The organism is Novosphingobium aquae, from assembly GCF_037572715.1.
GTDB classification, from domain to species: Bacteria; Pseudomonadota; Alphaproteobacteria; order Sphingomonadales; family Sphingomonadaceae; genus Novosphingobium; species Novosphingobium aquae.
Genome location: NZ_JBBHJY010000002.1, coordinates 140,841 through 157,709, shown reverse-complemented (window position 1 = coordinate 157,709; position 16,869 = coordinate 140,841). Strand labels below are relative to the sequence as shown.

Here is a 16,869-nt window from a genome sequence, read left to right as displayed (position 1 = left end):
GCCCCTAAACCAACAGAGCCTCAAGGGCAAGGAAAGACGCCTGTGTCCTTCATGCAACAGGGACAAGTTGCGTTTGTGACCAATGCTGCGCGCGATTGCGCCGGAGCCCTTGAAAAACTAAGGTTTCGGCAGAACAAGCAGGGGAAGGGGCGTCCCGGCAGCATTGCCGTAGCGTCAAACCCCTTACGAGAGGATGAGACTTACATGAAAATCACGACTCGCATCGTGCTCCTCGGCACCGCAAGCGTCGCCCTGATGGCGATGCCCTCTGTCGCTTTCGCCCAATCGGCCCCCGCCGATGAAGAGGCGCAGGCCGCTCCTCCGGCTGAGGAAAGCGTCGGTACCGGCAACGAGATCGTCGTTACCGCGACCAAGCGCGAACAGACCCTGCAGGACGTTCCGGTCGCCGTTTCGGTAACCACGGGCGAGACCATCGAACGCGCGCAGATCCGCGACATCCGCGACCTGTCGAGCGTGGTCCCCTCGCTCCGCGTCAACCAGTTGCAGAGCTCGGCCAACACCAACTTCTACATCCGCGGCTTCGGCAATGGCGCCAACAACGCCGGTATCGAACCATCGGTCGGCCTGTTCGTCGATGGCGTCTATCGCTCGCGTTCGGCCTCGATGATCGGCGATCTGCCTGACGTGCAGCGTGTCGAAGTGCTGCGCGGTCCGCAGTCCACCCTGTTCGGCAAGAACGCTTCGGCCGGCGTCATTTCGATGACCACCCGCAAGCCGCGTTTTGAATTCGGCGGCAATGTCGAAGCAACTTACGGCAATTTCAACGCCTTCATCCTCAAGGGCGTGGTCACCGGTCCGATCAGCGACACGATCGCCGCCTCGATTGCCGGCGGTTACAACCGCCGTGACGGTTATGTGAAGGACGGTGCCACTGGCAGCGACATCAACGAGCGCAACCGCTGGTTCGTTCGCGGGCAGCTGCTGTTCGAACCGTCGAACGACCTGTCGGTCCGCATCATCGGCGATTACGGCAAGATCGACGAAGTGTGCTGCTCGGTCATGAACCTGCGCCGTTCGGCAGCCTCTTCGGTGATCCTCGCGCTGGGCGGCAAGCTGAGCGATCCGGCGAAGCCCTTTGCCGACATCACGTACAACAACGTCGATTCGACCAACAAGATCGAGAACTGGGGGCTTTCAGGCCAGATCGACTATTCGATGGGCTTCCTCAAGCTCACCTCGATCACCGCGTTCCGCCGCACCGGCGCGATCACCAATCAGGATTCGGATTTTTCCAGCGCCGATCTGCTTGGCCGCAACTTCCAGGATCTGAAGGTCGATACCTTCACGCAGGAACTGCGCCTCAACACCGATTGGGACGGCCCGGTCAACGTGATGCTCGGCGGGTTCTACTTTAACGAGAAGGTGGACCAGGCGAACGAGATCTTCTGGGGCACGCAGGCACGTCCCTATGCTGACCAGCTGATCCGCGGCGCCACCGGCAATGCGCTCAACGTGGCGCTGCTGGAAGGCACATTCGGCGCGCTTGAAGGCCAGCCGACCAAGTACACGAACCGCTTCTTCGCTGCAGGCACCGGCCTCAACGAAGCCTACAAGCTCAAGGACGAGGCATACTCGATCTTCGGCCAGGTCGATTTCGAGATCACCGACGGCCTGACGCTGACCGGCGGCGCGAACTACACGCATGACAGCAAGGTCTTCAGCACCAACACCGTGTCGAACGATGCCTTCTCGGGCGTCGATTTCAACGCGGCTGCCTATGCGCCGTTCCGCTACCAGCTGCTGCTGGGCGGTCTGCTCGGCCAGGGCGTTCCGCTCGCCACAGCTCAGGCCCAAGCCGCTGCACTGCAGAACGTACCGTCCTTCAACCCGCTCAATGGCCTGAAGCCGCTGCAGTTCCTGCCGCCGTTCCTCAACGTTCCCAACGCTCTGGAATCGGGCAAGCTGAGCGATGGCCACTGGAACTGGACCGCGCGTCTTGCCTATGAGTTCAATGATAACCTGAACGCCTATGTGAGCTACGCCACCGGATACAAGGCGGCGTCGATCAACCTGTCGCGTGACAGCCGTCCCACGCCGGCGGATCTTGCAACGATCAATTCGAACTCAACCTATTCGGCGCTGCGTTTGGCCAACCTGTCGTCCGGCAGCCGCTTTGCCGGTCCAGAAGAATCGACCGTCTACGAATTCGGCCTGAAGGGCAGCTGGGGCGTTGCCTCGGCGAACTTCGCGATTTTCAAGCAGTCGATCGAAGGTTTCCAGTCGAACATCTTCACCGGCACCGGCTTCTTCCTTGCCAATGCGGGTAAGCAATCGGTCTTTGGTCTTGAATTCGAAGGCATGGTCAAGCCGACTTCGGAACTGACGCTTAACCTGGCGATGACCTACCTCGACGCCAAGTATGACAGCTTCGCGCTGTCGGCCTTCGGTGACCTGTCGGGCACGCGTCCGGGCGGCGTTTCCCCGCTGTCGATGACCATCGGTGCGGAATGGAACAAGGAACTGGGCAACGGCGACCGCGTGATCCTGCGCGGTGACTACCACTATGAAGCGCTGTTCAAACTGGTCGAAGGTCTGCCCGGCCTGGTCGTGAAGAATTCGGCCGGTGCCATCATCGACACCGGACCGGCGCTCGCAGCCGGCCGCGATTTCAAGCAGGACGTCAACCAGGTCAACGCCTCGCTCACCTATGCCATGCAGAACGGCATCGAACTGAGCATCTGGGGCCGCAACCTGACCGACAATCGTTCGATCCTGCAGATCTTCGATTCGCCGGCGCAGTCGGGCTCGATCTCGGGCTATGTCAGCGAACCGCGCACCTTCGGCGGTTCGGTGCGCTTCAAGTTCTGATCGCACGAAGCATCTGTTACAAAACGGGAAGGGGGCCTTTGCGGGCCCCCTTTTTGTTTGCCAAGCGCCAAGAATTGTGATGCCTTCCCCTTCGGGACCGGACTGCACGCGGCTGTCCGGCAGATGGGGGACTGCGAAATGACTACAAGCGTAGGTCAGATCTACGGGCAAACGCTCGAAATCGTGAAGGGCCGTTTTGGCCCGCTGCTGGGTCTGCTGGCCACATTCTTTGCCATTAACATAGCTCTGATAATCGTTTTCGCGATGGTCATTGGCGTTTCGGCATTTGCCGGAATGGGTGCCGGAATGCAGGCCAGTCCTGAGACCATCGGCGCCGGGGCAATTCTGGGCGTCATCTTGTTCTACATCCTCTATATCCTTGTCTATTGCGCCCAGTCAGCATCGATGACGGCCATGGCCTCGCCATTGCAGCGGCTGACATTCAGTGAAGCGCTTAGCGCCGGTATGCGCAGTGCCTTGCCGATGCTGGGCCTGATCGTTATCCTGATGATCGCTTATCTGGTCGTGGCGCTGGTCGTCGGCCTTGTGGTCGGCATCCTGTCGATGGCGGGCAGCGTTGTCGTCTTCATTGCCATGTTGGCGGTCTCCATCGGCGCAGTTTACCTTGTATGCCGCTTGTCGACCGTGAATGCGGTGATCGCGGTGGAAGGCGTGGGCAATCCGCTGACCGCCCTGTCGCGCGGCTGGAACATGACCCGCGGCAATGTGCTGACGATCTTCCTTTCACTGCTTAGCTTTGGCGTGATCGCCGTGGTCCTCCTCCTGCTGTTGGTGGCTCCGTTCTTTTCGGTCTTTACCGCGGCGAGCGCCATGTCGGTTGACCCGTCAGCCGCTCCGCCCGAAATGCCGGGGATTGGCAGTCTGCTGTTTCTCGGTATCGGCGCGCTGGTGGTTGGCATCGTCCTCTCGATCTCCGGATCGGCGCTGATGTCGACGATCCACGCCGAACTTTCGGACGCCAGCCCAAGGGCGGCGGAAGATGTCTTCGCCTGATTGATTGTCGGAACGGAATACCAGGCCCCTTCGCCACGCGGCGGAGGGGCCTTTCCTTTGCCCTCAAAGCTCGCGCAGCGCCTGCGACGGCCGGGTCCGCAAGACCGGCAGCGATGCCGCCATGGCAAAGCCCAGCACCAGCGTCAGGCCCGCGCCCAGCACGGCAAAAACTTCGATCCAGTCGGGCAGCCAGTCGAATTCGAACATCTGGACGATGACCAGCCACGCCACTCCGGTGCCAAGCGCCAGCGAAACAAGCGCGAGGACCAGCGCCAGCAAGGCATATTCGCCAAGCTGGACCAGCAGCAATTGCCGCCGGCTCGCGCCCAGCACGCGCAAGATTACACTGTCATAGGTCCGCGCCGCGCGCGCTGCGGCAATCGCGCCAAGCAGCACGGCAATGCCCGCCAGCACCGCCACCGATGCGGCAGCAAGGATGGCCAGGCTCATCTGCGAGAGCAGGTCGCGCGCCTGCCGCAGCATCGGGCCGGTCTCGATCACCGAACTGGAAGGAAAAGCCTTGGCGAGCTGGCGCAGCAGGGTCGGGGGGGGAGCGCCGTTCTTGACGTCGACGGTCGCGGCGAAGTTGTGCGGGGCTTCGCGCAGGGCATTGGGTGAGAACACGAGGAAATAGTTGAAGCCCATGGTTGCCCAGTCGATCCGGCGCAGGCTGGAAATGGTCACGTCGCGCTCAACGCCCAGCACGCTCACGGCCAACGTATCGCCCACCTTCAAGCCGGCGGCGGTGGCAATGTCCGCGTCGATCGAAACAAGCGGCGGGCCGGCATAGTTCTTGGGCCACCACTTGCCCTCGACCAGCGTGTTGCCCTCGGGAACCTCGTCGGCATAGGTCAGGCCGCGCTCGCCGCGCAGCGGACCCAGACCTTCGGGCAATTGCTTGAGGTCGGCCAGACGGGTCATCCTGCCGGGTGTGCCATAAGCTAGGACGGCACCGCGGAGGGCCGGCACCGTGCGCACTTCAGCGCCGGGGGCGAATTGCTGCACCGTTTCGCCAAACTGGGTAATGCGGTCCTTCGGCACATCGAGCACGAAGTAATCCGGCGCTTTCTGCGGCACTCGCGCCGAGATGTTCGCGTCAAGACTGCTAGAAATTGCGGCGAGCAAAACGAAGGCGGACAGGCCGAAGCCCAGCGCCGTCACCAGCGCGCCGGTCTGCGCTCCCGGGCGGTGCAGGTTGGCCATGGCCGTGCGCAGCAAGGGATTGGCGGGGCGGGGCAGGCGCGCGACAGTGCCCCGGATGCCCCAGCCGAGCAGGCCGAGCAGCAACAACAGCGCCGCCGATCCGCCAAGGAAGGTTGCCGTCACCATCGGCTGCGCGGCGCTGATCATGGCCGTCGCGCCAATCAGCGTGAGGCCAATTACCACCGGCCACGCCGCTCGCTTCCATTCACTCCCCAGCGGTGAAACCCGCGCGCGCAGCAGCGCCATCGCGGGAAAGGCGCGGGCGCGGGCTAGCGGCACGGCGGTGAAGACGAAGGCGACCAGCAGGCCGTAGAGCGCCGCCCGCAGCAATGCTAAGGGCTCAACGGGGAAGCCCTTCGGTACGGGCAGCAAGCCACTCAGCGCATTGGTCAGCAGCGGGGTCACCAGCACGCCGGCGACCAGTCCGGCAGCGGTTCCTACCAACGCAACGGAAGCGACCTGCAACAGTGTGATGCGCGCAATGTCGCCGCTGGTCGCGCCAAGCACCTTGAGCGCAGCGATGGAGCCGCGCTTGCTGTCGAGCCATGAGGAAACCCCGCCGCCGATGCCAATGCCGGCGATGGTCAGTGCGGCGAGTCCGACCAGAGTCAGGAATTCACCCAGACGGTCGATGAAACGTTCGGTGCCGGGCGAGGCGCGGTCGCGGGTGCGCAATTCGAATCCGGCAGTGGGGAACTGGCGGCGCAGGTCGTCAACCACCGGTGCGGCTTCGCGCTGATCGGCAAACGCGACGCGCACCTTGCTGCGGTACATCGCGCCGGGCTGGATCAGGCCAGCGTCAAACGGCACGCGCTCACGTACGATGACTGGCGGCGCAAAACCCATGCCTTCGCCCAGACGGTCGGGTTCGTCGGCGATCACGCCTGCCACCTTTAGCCGCAGCGCGCCAAGCGCGATCGTGCCGCCCTTGTCCACGCCAAGCCGCGCGGCGACGCCTTCGCCGATCCATGCGGCGCCTTCAGGTGGCTGGCCTACCGCGCGCCCGTCCTTGAGCGTGAGGCGGCCGTAGAGCGGCCAACTGGCGTCGATGGCCTTCAGTTCGACCGGCGCAACCGCGTCGCCGTTGCTGACCATCGCCTGCGTGCGGGTGCCGGTGGAGACCGTGCCGAGGCGTCCCAGCGCGGCCAGCTCGGCATCGCTGAGCGACCGCTGCCAGACCGAGACCTGCACGTCGCCGCCCAGGATCGCCTGTCCGCGCGTTTCCAGTTCGCGCTCGATCGCGCGGGTGAGGGTGCCGATCGCGGCCAGCGCGCCAACGCCAAGGAACAGGCAGACCAGCAACAGGCGCAGCCCCTTGAAGCGGGCGGACAGATCACGCCGGGCGATGCGCCATGCGGTCGCCAGGGGCAGGCGAAGGGGGTGGGCGGCGCTCACTTGGCGGCGGTGTCGCTGACGATGCGTCCGTCGCCTAGGGTCACCACGCGTTCGCAGCGGGTCGCGAGATGCTCGTCATGGGTGATGATGATCAGCGTTGCCCCGGCCTCGGCGCGGCGGGCGAACAGCAGGTCAACGATCCCTGCGCCAGTCGTCGCATCGAGGTTGCCGGTGGGTTCGTCAGCGAAGACCAGCGCCGGGCGCGGGGCCAGCGCGCGGGCTATAGCCACGCGCTGCTGCTCGCCGCCGGAAAGCTGCGCCGGGTAATGATCGAGCCGGTGACCAAGGCCGACTGCCTCCAGTTCCTGCGCGGCACGGGCCCAGGCGTCCTTCGCGCCCATCAGTTCGAGCGGCGTCGCCACATTCTCCAGCGCGGTCATCGTCGGCAGCAGGTGGAAGGCCTGCAGGACTACGCCAATCCGTCCGCGCCGGGCGAGTGCCAGTCCATCCTCGTCAAGCGTGGTGAAATCCTGCCCGGCGACGATCAGCGAACCGCCCTCGGCGCGTTCCAGCCCAGTCAGCACGGCCATGAGCGAGCTCTTGCCCGATCCCGACGGGCCGAGCAGCGCCAGCGTTTCACCTTGCGCTACCGTCAAGTCGATCCCCTTGAGGATCTGCACGGTGCCGAGCGTGAGGATGAGGCCGCGGGCTTCGACAGCTGCAGGCGGAATGGGGGCGGGCGAAATCTGGGGGGGACTTGTCACCGCGCCGCGATGGCATAGCTATGGCCTGTCTCGCAAGGAGTGAAAATGTACAGGTTTGTCTCAGGAATTGTCGCACTTGCCTTGCTGGCCGGTTGCAAGGGCGATGCACCCGCGCCTGAAGCGAGCGCAGCGCCGTTCGCTGTGAGCACCGATGCGCCGTCGGACCTACCGCCGATCATTGGGCCGGAGAAGCGCATCCTTGCCGTGGGGGACAGCCTGTTTGCCGGATATGGCCTGAATCCGGGGGAATCCTATCCCTCGCGGCTCGAAGCCGCACTACGGGCGCAGGGCGTGAACGCGCGGGTGACCAATGCCGGCGTGTCAGGCGATACTTCCGCGGCTGGCGCGCAGCGATTTGGCTTCGTGCTGGATTCGCAGAAGGTTAAGCCCGATCTCGTGATCATCGAATTCGGCGGCAATGACCTGCTCCGCGCTCTGCCGCCCGCTGAAACCCGCAAGAATATCGAGGCAATGCTGGCCGAAGCGAAGAGGCGCGAGCTGAACGTCGTGCTGATGGGAATGCTCACCCCGCCCAACCTCGGCACGGAATTCCGCGCGCAGTTTGAGGCGATCTATCCTGAACTGGCGAAAAAGTATGGCGCGACGCTGGTGCCGTTCTTCCTCAATGGCCTGGTCGGAAAGCCCGAACTGATCCAGGACGATCACGTCCACCCCAATGCGAAAGGCGTGGAAGAAGTGGTCAAGCGGACGGCAGGAACCGTCGCCTCGGCCATCAAATAAGCATCACGGGCAAGTAACCGTCACGGGCAAGTAACCGTCACGGGCAAGTAACCGTCACGGGCAAGTAACCGTCAGCCCAGCCGCTCGACCGCGCCACCGGACACGCGCCAGACGGCGGCTTCCCGCGTGATAGCCTCAAACGGGGCGAGTTCGGTGCCGGTCAGCCAGACTTGCGCCTGGCCGGCGCGCAGCCGCTCGAACAGCGCCTCGCGCCGAACCGGATCGAGGTGCGCGGCGACTTCATCGAGCAGGAGTACCCCCGGCCGGTCCGCGTCCAGCAGTCCGGCATGGGCGAGGGTGATGGCGATGAGCATGGCCTTCTGCTCGCCGGTCGAGCATTCCGCGGCGGGCTGGTCCTTGCCGGCCATGGTCACGACCAGTTCGTCGCGGTGCGGTCCGATCAGCGTGCGCTGCGCGGCGCGATCACGGCGGCGGCCCTCGGCTAGAGCGGAGGCCAGAGCGCCCACTTCGAGCGGCCCGCCAGCTAGGTAAGACAGTGCTGGGCGGGCAAACGGCGCATCGGGCAGGGTCGTCAGCGCGCTGGATAGCCGCTCGACCAGCCGTGCGCGGGACTGGGCGACGAGCGCGCCACTCTCGGCGATCTGGGTTTCCAGCGCGGCCAGCCAGGAAGCGTCAGGCTCGTGCTCGGCACCAAGCAAGCGGTTGCGTTCGCGCAGGGCATTGTCGAGCCGCGCGGAATTGCGCGCGTGGCCGGGTTCCAGCGCCAGCACCAGCCGGTCAAGGAAACGTCGGCGGGCGGAGGGGCCTTCGGCAAACAGGCGGTCCATCGCCGGGGTCAGCCAGCCGATCGACAGCCATTCCGACAGCGAATTGGCGGCAACGTCAGTCCCTTCCACCTGCACGATGCGGCGGGTCGGGCGGTCAAGCTGAGTGCCGGTTCCGAGACGCACCGGCCCGGCGCTGGCAGCGAGATCGGCGCTGATCGAGAAGCCGCCGTCACCGGCCTTGCCGGCCATGTCGGGCAGTGCCGCCCGGCGCAGGCCGCGGCCCGGGGCGAGGAGCGAGATTGCCTCCAGCACGTTGGTCTTGCCGGCGCCGTTATCCCCCACCAGCAGGTTGAAATGCCGCGCTCCGTCAATGCGGGTTTCGCCGTGGTTGCGGAACGTGGTCAGGGAAAGGCGGTCAAGGGTCATGGCGGCTTGTCAGCCCTAGCTACGGGGCGGCAGGACCGCCACGAAAAACGCCGATCCTGAAAATTGGGAAAAAATGCCATTCATCAGGAATTCATCTATGTTGCAAAGTGTGCCGCGAAGTCAAAATGACGGATTTGCGCGGTTTTTCCAATTTGGCACGGCTCCTGCAAAGTACCTTGCATCGGCGGAACACCCGCCCAACCATTCAAGAAGGAACCGAAAAATGACCGAAGCCAACTCATTCAGCAGCCGCCTCGCAGCCGCCGCCAGCGCCCTGATGCTTTCGCTGGTGCTGTTCACCAACACCGTATCCACTCCCGCTGAAGTTTCCAACGTGAACCTCGCCAGCGCTTATGTCGGAGCAGTCGCATGAACCAGGTCGAACACAACTCCAGCGGCAAGTCGGCAGGCTTCCGTCTGAACAAGGCCCGCGGCAAGGTCATGGGCGTCTCGGCCGGCATGGCCGACTACTTCGGGATCGACGTAACGCTGGTCCGCGTTGGCTGGGTCGTCGGCACCCTGCTCGGCTTCGGATCGCTGATCCTGATCTACCTCGCAATTGGCCTCATCGCAGATTGATGAGCCATCGCGGTGAGGCCCCGCCGCTCCTAGAGAGCGCGGGGCCTAAACCGCATCTGCCTTGGCGAAGGGCGAGAAATCGATGCCCTCGTCGAACACGTCGACGCCCTCGCGCGCCTTGAACCAGGCAACGACCGCATAGGTCACCGGGGTCAGCACGGCCTCCCACAGCACTTTCAGCAGCCAGTTGGTCACCATCACGGTGACGACTTGCGTGTTCGACCAGACGCCAAGAAAGGCGACCGGGTAGAATATCGCGCTGTCGACGGCCTGCCCGAAGAAGGTCGAACCGATCGTCCGGCTCCACAAATGCTTGCCTGCGGTCCACACCTTCATCCGCGCGAGCACGAAGCTGTTCACGAACTCGCCAGCCCAGAAGGCGAGCACAGAGGCGAGGACGATGCGCCAGGTGCTGCCGAACACGCTCTCGTAAGCGGCCTGACCGCCCCAGTCCTCAGCCGGCGGCATTGCGACGACGACGAAGCTCATGAAGGCCATGAATACCAGCGCGGAAAAGCCCATCCACACGCAGCGGCGGGCATTGGCATAGCCGTAGACCTCGGTCAGCACGTCGCCGATCACGTAAGACAGCGGGAAGAACAGGATGCCCGCGCCGAAAGTGTAGCCTTGGATCGTCGCCAACTTGCTCGCGCCGATCAGGTTCGACAGCAGCAGGATCGCGACAAAGGCCGCCATCACGTAGTCGAAATAGCGGAAATGACGGCGGGCGCCGGCGTTTCCGTCAATGCGCGAAAGGGCTTTGTCCATATTGAAGCCTAACCCGGTTTGCGCCGCCGTCAAACCCTGACTATGGGAAGCAGGCGCGCGCCCGTAGCTCATCTGGATAGAGCGCGAGACTTCTAATCTTGAGGCAGCAGGTTCGAGTCCTGCCGGGCGCGCCAAACTTCCATCCCGAGCCTTGCCGATCAGGCAATTTGCCTGAGGACGCTGTGGCGTTAGGCTGCGGGCTTTCCAATGGAGTTCACCCGATGCGTCCAGTCCGGTCGATTGCCCTTTTTGCCCTCCTCTCCGCACCGATCCTGTCGGTGCCCGGCTTTGCCAAGCCTGCCGCTCTTCCTGCTGCTCGGCCTGTGATGGTGGGCGGAGAGGCAGAGTTCGATGCCTGCGGCGGGGTGCACAAGGTGGTCGGTCTCAAGGCAAAGGGCGACAATTTCCTCTCGGTCCGCGTCGCGCCCAGCGTCAGGGGTAGGGAACGCGATCGGCTGAAGATGGGCCGCAGGGTCTGGTCCTGCGACTCGACCGAGGAAGGCGAATGGATCGGCGTGGTCTATGAGCGCGTTCCCGGTCAGGAATGCGGCGTTGGTACCCCGATTGCCAAACGCCGCGCCTATGCCGGCCCTTGCGCCAGTGGCTGGGTTTCGGGGCGTTTTCTGGAACTCGTCGCAGGCTAGGGCATAGAAAAAGCCGCCGAGGTTTCCCCCGGCGGCTCAGTCTTTTCACGCTGTTCTAAACGCTTAGAATTTCACTTCGGCTGACACCGTGAAGCTGCGGCCGCGCGGATCGGCGACGCGCGGTTCCCACGAGCTGCCCGAGCCGGTGTTGCTGTCATAGGTGATGGCGAACGGCGGGTCGGTGTTGAAGATGTTCTTCACGCCCAAGGTGATCTTGAAGCGTTCGGCGACCAGCTGCGAGATCGACATGTTGTAGATGTGATAGGGCTTCACGCGGGCGTTGTAGTCAGGTCGCGAGGCGCTGTTGTTGGTGGTCAGGCTTGGCAGACCGGCGTTCTGATAGCCGCCGCGATAGATCTGCGAGAAGGTCATGGTGAAGCCATCCTTCGCATAGCTGATGAAGGCGTTGTGCTTCCACTTCAGGCCCAGATCGCCAGACAGCGAGAACACGCCCCGCAGGTTGGTGTAAGCCAGGTTGGGAAGCAGCTTTTCCTTCTTGGTGAGCAGCAGCGTGGCATCGAAGCCAGCCGAGATCGTGCCCTGAAGCGCATCGAAGTTGCCGCGCGCCATGAAGTCAATGCCGCTGGTCCGCCGCGAACCGAAGTTGCCGGTGCGCAGGTCAAGCAGCGTGATGATGCCGTTTGTGCGCTGGATACGCTCGGGGAACGCCGCGATGTTGGCGAACAGCTGCGAGATCGTGATCGAACCGATCACGTTGTCCACGGCGATGTTCCAGTAATCGGCCGAAAGCGTGATCCGCGACGTGGGCCGCAGGACGAGGCCGGCGCTGTACTGTTCGGACGTTTCCGGCCCGAGGTTGAGGTTGCCGCCGCTCAGCGAATCCGGCGTGATCGCCGTGCAGCCCGGGGTGACGTTGACCGTGCCACCGGTGGGGCAGGTGGTCGGATCGGTCAGCGAGCTGCCCGGGTTGGGCGACTGGGTGACGCCATTGAAGATCTGGTTGAACGAAGGAACGCGGAAGCCGGTGCCATAGGACGCGCGGGCCATGAGCCAGTCGACCGGCTGGAACTTGGCAGTGAACTTGGGGTTCACCGTGCTGCCGAAGCCGGTGTAATCGTCAACGCGGACCGCGCCGGTCAGTTCGAGCATATCGAACACCGGAACCAGAACTTCGGCATAGGCTGCCTTCACGTCGCGGGTCTTCTTGGACAGCTGGTTCACGTTGTCGAAGGCGACGTTGAAAATGTCGGGCGAGGTGGTCGCACCGGCAGTTGATCCATCAAAGCTGTAACCTTCGCGGCGATAGTCGACGCCGGCCGCAAACTTTACCGTGCCGCCAGGCAGTTCGAACAGGTCGCCCGAGATCGAGGCATCGGCCTGCCAGACGGTGTACTTGCCGCCATAAAGCCGCGTTCCCTTGGCGGAAACGGCATCAAGCGCGGCAAGCGCCTGCGGGGTCTGGACCAGCGAGAACGGGTTGATGATGCCGCTGTTGAACAGGCCGACAATGCCGGGTGCGCTGGCGCCCGGAGCCGTCGGTGCGCGCGTATCCGCCTGACCAGCAAGCGTTGCGCCGGTACCTGAGGCGAGGGCGCTGGCGTTGCTCGCGAAGACGCCGCGGAAGTGATAGCCGGAGCCGAGAACCGAAGTGGCCTGGCTTTCCGCATAGGAACCACCGACGCGGTATTCCCACGATCCGCCAATCGGCCCTTCGGCGCCCATGGCGGCGCGGAAGGTCTTGGTATCGGTTTCATACTGGCGCGGGCCGCAAGCCTCGCAGCGCCAGCGGAAGGCGATCGGCAGGCCGTAACGTCCGACCGAATCGACCGTGCGATCACCCACAGCGCCGATGGCGGGGAGGACAGCGGCGAGTTGATCGTAAACCGTGTTGTAGGTCGATGCCGTCAGCGAATTGAGCGGATAGGCGATCGGCAGCGAAGTGTTGTTCGCGGTGTACTGGTTGTTCGAGAAGATCTTGCTCGAATGGGCCTTCGATCCGGTGACTTCGGCGAAAATTTCATGCTCGCCGAGCTTCGCGGTGGCGCGGCCATACCACGTCAGCGTTTCAAGCGGCTGCTGCAGCGTAGCCGCGCGGCCCGTGTCCCAGGCGCAGGCGAGCGCGGCACCCGGCGTGTTCCACAGCACCTGATCATACGGCATGCCGCCGTCCATCGTGCTGCAGCCGGCGCCGCCGGGCAGATCAAGCGGATTGACGCCGCCATTGGCCGCAGTCGTTGTGCCGGGGATGAAGAAGCCCGGGTTGGTTGCCAGCGAACCGACGGTGGTGCCGCCAAACAGGGTGCCGCCCTGCGAGATGCCGATGCCGCTCGCGGTCGGGTTGATCGGGAACACGGTGGCAATCGGCGTGCCGCGCGTGTCGATCGACAGGCCGCGGTTGGGCTGGTTCCCGTTGACAAAATCGCGGTCCTTGCCGAACAGAATGCCGTTCCAGCTCTTGCTGACGGCGCCCATGATGTTGAAGCCCTGCTCGTCCAGCTTGCCAAACCCAGCCGTGCCGGACAGGCGATAGATCGGCGCGTCGCCGGCTTCGGTAATGTCGACGAAGCCCGAGGCGGTGATGCCGGTGAAGTTCTTCTTGGTAATATAGTTAATCACGCCGCCGATGGCATCGGTGCCGTAGATGGCCGAAGCGCCGTCCTTCAGCACTTCGATGCGCTCGATCGCCGAGAACGGGATCTGGTTGACGTCAACCGCCGAGCCCGAAAGGCCGTGTGCGGCAACGCGGCGGCCATTGAGCAGGACCAGCGTGGATGATGCGCCCTGACCGCGCAGGTTGGCGGCCGACAGACCGTTGGTGCCGCGCGCCGCGCCGGTCACCACGTCGGAGTTCGAAGCGAGGTTATCCGCGCCGTTGCCGTTCGCGGCGAGGTAGGAAATAAACTGCTCGGGGCTGCTGATGCTTTCGCGGCTGAGATCGTCGGGCGTGACGATTTCCAGCGGCAGCGCGCTCTTCGACGGGTCCTGCTTGATGCGCGAACCGGTGACGACAATGGCCTTGCCATCGCTTTCGGCGCTGTCGCCATCCGAAGCGCTTTGCGCCATGGCGGCGCTTGGCATCGCGATGAGAGCAAGGAAGGCGGTGCCAGTGGCGAGTGCCACCGCGAGCGAAGTATTGCGCATATGTCCCCCTGATAGGAATCAGGCCCAAACCCCTTGGGCAAGCGCGCAATAGATACCTGAACGCGCACCTAGGCTAGGGTTTTGCCGCGAGATTCAGCGAATTATGTCATTGAATTGGCAAGCGTGACCAAACTGCAACATGTCTTGCTTGTTGATGCGAGCCGCTCGCAAGAACCTATTGCGATTCCGCGATTTTCACCAGCGCTGCATCCATGATCCGGGTGGCGATAACGCCGTCGGGAACATCGTTGGCATAGGCCGCAAAGGTGAATGTCCGTCCGCTCTTGGCCGTGAACCAGCCGGCGAGCGCGTTGGTCGCGTTGAGAGTGCCGGTTTTCGCCTGCAACCGGCCTTCGAGCGAAGTGCCCCGGAACCGGCCGGCCAGCGTCCCATCGACCCCGCCGATGGGCAGCGTTTCGCGGAACTTTGTCCCCCAAGGCTGGGTCTTCACCCAACGAAGGAACGTCACCGCACCGCGCGGCGCGATGCGGTTATAGGTCGACATGCCCGAGCCATCCGAGAACGCGAAATGGTGCGGTTTGAGGCCGGCTTCCGTGAGCATGGCGCTTACCACTTTCTGGCCGCCTTCGACCGAGGCATCGGCGCGCATGTTGCCGCCCGCCATCATGCCGACCCGGCGCAGAACCAGTTCAGCGTGGAGGTTCTGGCTCTCCTTGTTGATCCGCGTCAGGTCTTCGGTAAGCGGCGGCGGCAACACGGTGTCCAGCGGTGGAGGGCGGGCCTCCATGGCTCCGGCCTGCGGATCGATCCGGTGACGGGCGGCGACCTTGCCAGAAACCTTCACCCCGCGCGCCTTGAGCATTTCCGCCAGCTTCCACGCGGCATAGTCCGCCGGATCATCGATGCCGAGCGTCACGATCTTCGGTGCGGTAACCGGCAAGGAGCCGCTGACCTGAACGACCTTGCTGCCCGGAAGCCGGTCCACGCTCAGCGCCGCAGGTTCGGCAGCGACGGTCTGCGCGGTGTTTTCCACGCTGAAATAGGCCGGGAGCGAGACGATAGGCGGCTTGCCGGCCGTTCCCGGAGTTACAACGACCTTCACTTCGTTGTCATCCAGCGTGAGCGCGGAAATCCCCGTGCCTGAACGCGTTGGGATGTTGTTCCAGCTCATCCCCAGACTCCAGCGCTGGTCGATGAAGCGGGTGTCGTCGCCGGTGATGTCGTGGACCTTGCGGGTCCTGGCGGCGATAGCGTCGGCCAGTTGGGCCAGGCAGACGACCTTGCAATCCGGCGCAGAGGACAGCCGTGCATCGCCCCGGCCGACGAGCTCGACCGAGGGGACCCTGCCCTTGCCGAGGAGCAGCCAGACGCTCGCCCCGCCAAGCTGGTCGGGCTGGTCCAGCGCGCCCAGTTTCCAGAAGGCTGCGGCAGTAGTGAACAGCTTGGTGTTCGAGGCGGGGATGTAGCGCCCCTCGGGGTCGATGCTGACCACTTCGCGCCCCTCATCATCAACCACCACCATGCCCCAGCGCGTGCCGGGGCCGCTGGTGGCAAGGACTTTCTGGGCGATTTGCTGCGCGCTTTGCTGCCCTTCTTCCTTTTGGGCGGCGGCAAGTTGCGGGCAGAGCAGGGCGGTGCCAGCGGCGATCAGGACGAAAGTGCGCATGAGCGGGAGACTAGCGGCCTTGTGCAATTTGTCGATCAGCCGCGCTTGACGGTCGACAGGGCTTCGCTGGTCACGGGATAGCCGAGGTCTTCGGGGATCGTCAGGTACGTGGTGCCGTCAATCTCCACCCGCAAAGGCGAGATGGTGCGGACGGGGAACTGCCTGGCGTAATCGCGCGCGCCGGCAAATTCGCCGAACAGAGCCAGCCGCTCAAGGTTTCGCTGGGTGGGGAAGATCACGCTGATCTCGCCGCGATCCGCCATGGCCAGCGCCTCGGCCGCACTGGTCCAGAACAGGTGGGTGTGTTCGGTGTCGTCCACCGCTACGTCGACCGCGCCGGTGCCGAGATCGGCGAGGTAGAACCGGGTGTCGAACGCGCCTTTCCATTCGGGACACCAGCGCGCCCAAGGCTCCAAGGCATCGAGGTCCGGCGACCATCCGAAGGCATCGAGAACCGGGGCCAGTTCGCCGCCCGCGAGCAGCATTTCGCGCCCACGCGCGGCGCTCTCGGCGTCTATCGCCCCTTTAAGCGCGACAGCGAGGCCCGCCTCTTCCAGCGTTTCGCGGATGCCGGCGATGCGCGAGGCGGCGTCATGCGGGTCGAGCCCGTGGTCGAGGCTGGCGGCAAGGGCATGGTCTGCCTGATCGACGCGCCCGCCCGGGAACACTGCGGCGCCGCCGGCAAAACGCATAGAACCCGCCCGTTCGAGCATCAGCAGTTGCGCGGGGCCGCCCGTCGCTGATTTGCGGAAGACGACGATGGTCGCAGCAGGAACTGCACCGGGAAAGGCGGGGCCAAAGGTCATGTCCCAGCCCTTGCCGGGTCAATGCGGCAAAGCAAGGGCCGAATTGTCATAAGATTGTCGGGAAAGTTTACATATGCCAATGCTGTAGGGTGGCGCTCATGCATTTAATTGCGAGATTTCCGGGGTTTTCGGGAAACTGGCACGGTGCCTGCATTGTATCTGGCACCCCCAAAGCAGTCTCGAATGAGACGGGGGCCGCACCCGGTCTCCGCGGCCCTCAGTCTCCCCAAGACACCGTCCCAAAAAAGATAGCCCGCAGGTCCCACCCTGCGGGCTTCTCTTTTTGTCAGGAGCGCTTTTGGC

At 64.0% G+C, this 16,869-nt stretch carries 13 protein-coding genes and 1 tRNA gene; 7 read left to right on the top strand and 7 right to left on the bottom strand.

Annotation, left to right across the window (positions count from 1 at the left end; all coding sequences use genetic code 11):
* The first annotated feature begins 204 nt into the window (after nucleotides 1-204).
* Both WG900_RS06070 and WG900_RS06065 read left to right on the top strand, forming a co-directional pair.
* Nucleotides 205-2,829: a TonB-dependent receptor gene (locus WG900_RS06070; protein WP_339965563.1), complete on the top strand. Its 2,625-nt coding sequence runs from the start codon at nucleotides 205-207 to the stop codon at nucleotides 2,827-2,829.
* A 138-nt stretch (nucleotides 2,830-2,967) separates the two neighbouring features.
* Nucleotides 2,968-3,843: a hypothetical protein gene (locus WG900_RS06065; RefSeq protein ID WP_339965561.1), complete on the top strand. Its 876-nt coding sequence runs from the start codon at nucleotides 2,968-2,970 to the stop codon at nucleotides 3,841-3,843.
* Between the two features lie 63 nt (nucleotides 3,844-3,906).
* Here WG900_RS06065 and WG900_RS06060 read toward each other — a convergent pair whose 3' ends face one another.
* Both WG900_RS06060 and WG900_RS06055 read right to left on the bottom strand, forming a co-directional pair.
* Nucleotides 3,907-6,441 (bottom strand): ABC transporter permease, encoded by a 2,535-nt coding sequence (locus WG900_RS06060; RefSeq protein WP_339965559.1) that lies wholly within the window; start codon nucleotides 6,439-6,441, stop codon nucleotides 3,907-3,909.
* Nucleotides 6,438-7,145 (bottom strand): ABC transporter ATP-binding protein, encoded by a 708-nt coding sequence (locus WG900_RS06055; RefSeq protein WP_339965557.1) that lies wholly within the window; start codon nucleotides 7,143-7,145, stop codon nucleotides 6,438-6,440. Before WG900_RS06055 ends, WG900_RS06060 begins: the two co-directional genes overlap by 4 nt.
* Before the next feature lie 45 nt (nucleotides 7,146-7,190).
* Here WG900_RS06055 and WG900_RS06050 point away from each other — a divergent pair, with 45 nt between their 5' ends.
* Nucleotides 7,191-7,886 carry an arylesterase gene (locus WG900_RS06050; RefSeq protein ID WP_339965555.1) on the top strand — a complete coding sequence of 232 codons (696 nt, stop codon included), beginning with the start codon at nucleotides 7,191-7,193 and terminating at the stop codon, nucleotides 7,884-7,886.
* A gap of 71 nt (nucleotides 7,887-7,957) precedes the next feature.
* Here the strand turns inward: WG900_RS06050 and recF are convergent, their stop codons facing one another.
* Nucleotides 7,958-9,040, bottom strand: coding sequence for a DNA replication/repair protein RecF (gene recF / locus WG900_RS06045; protein WP_339965553.1), 1,083 nt, complete (start codon nucleotides 9,038-9,040; stop codon nucleotides 7,958-7,960).
* Nucleotides 9,041-9,263: 223 nt separating this feature from the next.
* Between recF and WG900_RS06040 the strand changes: the two genes are divergently transcribed.
* Together WG900_RS06040 and WG900_RS06035 are read left to right on the top strand one after the other, a co-directional pair.
* Nucleotides 9,264-9,413 carry a hypothetical protein gene (locus tag WG900_RS06040; protein ID WP_339965551.1) on the top strand — a complete coding sequence of 50 codons (150 nt, stop codon included), beginning with the start codon at nucleotides 9,264-9,266 and terminating at the stop codon, nucleotides 9,411-9,413.
* Complete coding sequence (locus WG900_RS06035) at nucleotides 9,410-9,619, top strand: PspC domain-containing protein (RefSeq protein ID WP_339965549.1); 210 nt, start codon at nucleotides 9,410-9,412, stop codon at nucleotides 9,617-9,619. Before WG900_RS06040 ends, WG900_RS06035 begins: the two co-directional genes overlap by 4 nt.
* Before the next feature lie 45 nt (nucleotides 9,620-9,664).
* Here the strand turns inward: WG900_RS06035 and WG900_RS06030 are convergent, their stop codons facing one another.
* The gene (locus WG900_RS06030; protein WP_339965547.1) at nucleotides 9,665-10,387 is read right to left on the bottom strand and encodes a queuosine precursor transporter; all 723 of its coding nucleotides are present in this window, start codon (nucleotides 10,385-10,387) and stop codon (nucleotides 9,665-9,667) included.
* Between the two features lie 57 nt (nucleotides 10,388-10,444).
* Here WG900_RS06030 and WG900_RS06025 point away from each other — a divergent pair.
* A tRNA-Arg gene (locus tag WG900_RS06025) sits at nucleotides 10,445-10,521 on the top strand.
* 87 nt (nucleotides 10,522-10,608) lie between these two features.
* Nucleotides 10,609-11,031, top strand: coding sequence for a hypothetical protein (locus WG900_RS06020; RefSeq protein WP_339965545.1), 423 nt, complete (start codon nucleotides 10,609-10,611; stop codon nucleotides 11,029-11,031).
* A gap of 63 nt (nucleotides 11,032-11,094) precedes the next feature.
* Here the strand turns inward: WG900_RS06020 and WG900_RS06015 are convergent, their stop codons facing one another.
* From WG900_RS06015 to WG900_RS06005, 3 genes are all read right to left on the bottom strand, one after another.
* A complete protein-coding gene (locus WG900_RS06015) occupies nucleotides 11,095-14,133 on the bottom strand; it encodes a TonB-dependent receptor domain-containing protein (protein ID WP_339965544.1) in 3,039 nt (1,012 codons plus the stop codon).
* A 175-nt stretch (nucleotides 14,134-14,308) separates the two neighbouring features.
* On the bottom strand, nucleotides 14,309-15,760 hold the full coding sequence (dacB, locus tag WG900_RS06010; protein ID WP_339965543.1) for a D-alanyl-D-alanine carboxypeptidase/D-alanyl-D-alanine endopeptidase: 1,452 nt from the start codon (nucleotides 15,758-15,760) through the stop codon (nucleotides 14,309-14,311).
* A 35-nt stretch (nucleotides 15,761-15,795) separates the two neighbouring features.
* A complete protein-coding gene (locus WG900_RS06005) occupies nucleotides 15,796-16,566 on the bottom strand; it encodes an NUDIX hydrolase (RefSeq protein WP_339965542.1) in 771 nt (256 codons plus the stop codon).
* Nucleotides 16,567-16,869: the final 303 nt, after the last annotated feature.

What these genes read in the sequence shown, in the direction of transcription:
- WG900_RS06030 (WP_339965547.1), bottom strand. Translation starts at nt 10,387, where the DNA reads ATGGACAAAGCCCTTTCGCGCATTGACGGAAACGCCGGCGCCCGCCGT.
- WG900_RS06040 (WP_339965551.1), top strand. Translation starts at nt 9,264, where the DNA reads ATGACCGAAGCCAACTCATTCAGCAGCCGCCTCGCAGCCGCCGCCAGC.
- WG900_RS06020 (WP_339965545.1), top strand. Translation starts at nt 10,609, where the DNA reads ATGCGTCCAGTCCGGTCGATTGCCCTTTTTGCCCTCCTCTCCGCACCG.
- WG900_RS06065 (WP_339965561.1), top strand. Translation starts at nt 2,968, where the DNA reads ATGACTACAAGCGTAGGTCAGATCTACGGGCAAACGCTCGAAATCGTG.
- WG900_RS06005 (WP_339965542.1), bottom strand. Translation starts at nt 16,566, where the DNA reads ATGACCTTTGGCCCCGCCTTTCCCGGTGCAGTTCCTGCTGCGACCATC.
- WG900_RS06015 (WP_339965544.1), bottom strand. Translation starts at nt 14,133, where the DNA reads ATGCGCAATACTTCGCTCGCGGTGGCACTCGCCACTGGCACCGCCTTC.
- WG900_RS06035 (WP_339965549.1), top strand. Translation starts at nt 9,410, where the DNA reads ATGAACCAGGTCGAACACAACTCCAGCGGCAAGTCGGCAGGCTTCCGT.
- WG900_RS06050 (WP_339965555.1), top strand. Translation starts at nt 7,191, where the DNA reads ATGTACAGGTTTGTCTCAGGAATTGTCGCACTTGCCTTGCTGGCCGGT.
- recF (WP_339965553.1), bottom strand. Translation starts at nt 9,040, where the DNA reads ATGACCCTTGACCGCCTTTCCCTGACCACGTTCCGCAACCACGGCGAA.
- WG900_RS06070 (WP_339965563.1), top strand. Translation starts at nt 205, where the DNA reads ATGAAAATCACGACTCGCATCGTGCTCCTCGGCACCGCAAGCGTCGCC.
- dacB (WP_339965543.1), bottom strand. Translation starts at nt 15,760, where the DNA reads ATGCGCACTTTCGTCCTGATCGCCGCTGGCACCGCCCTGCTCTGCCCG.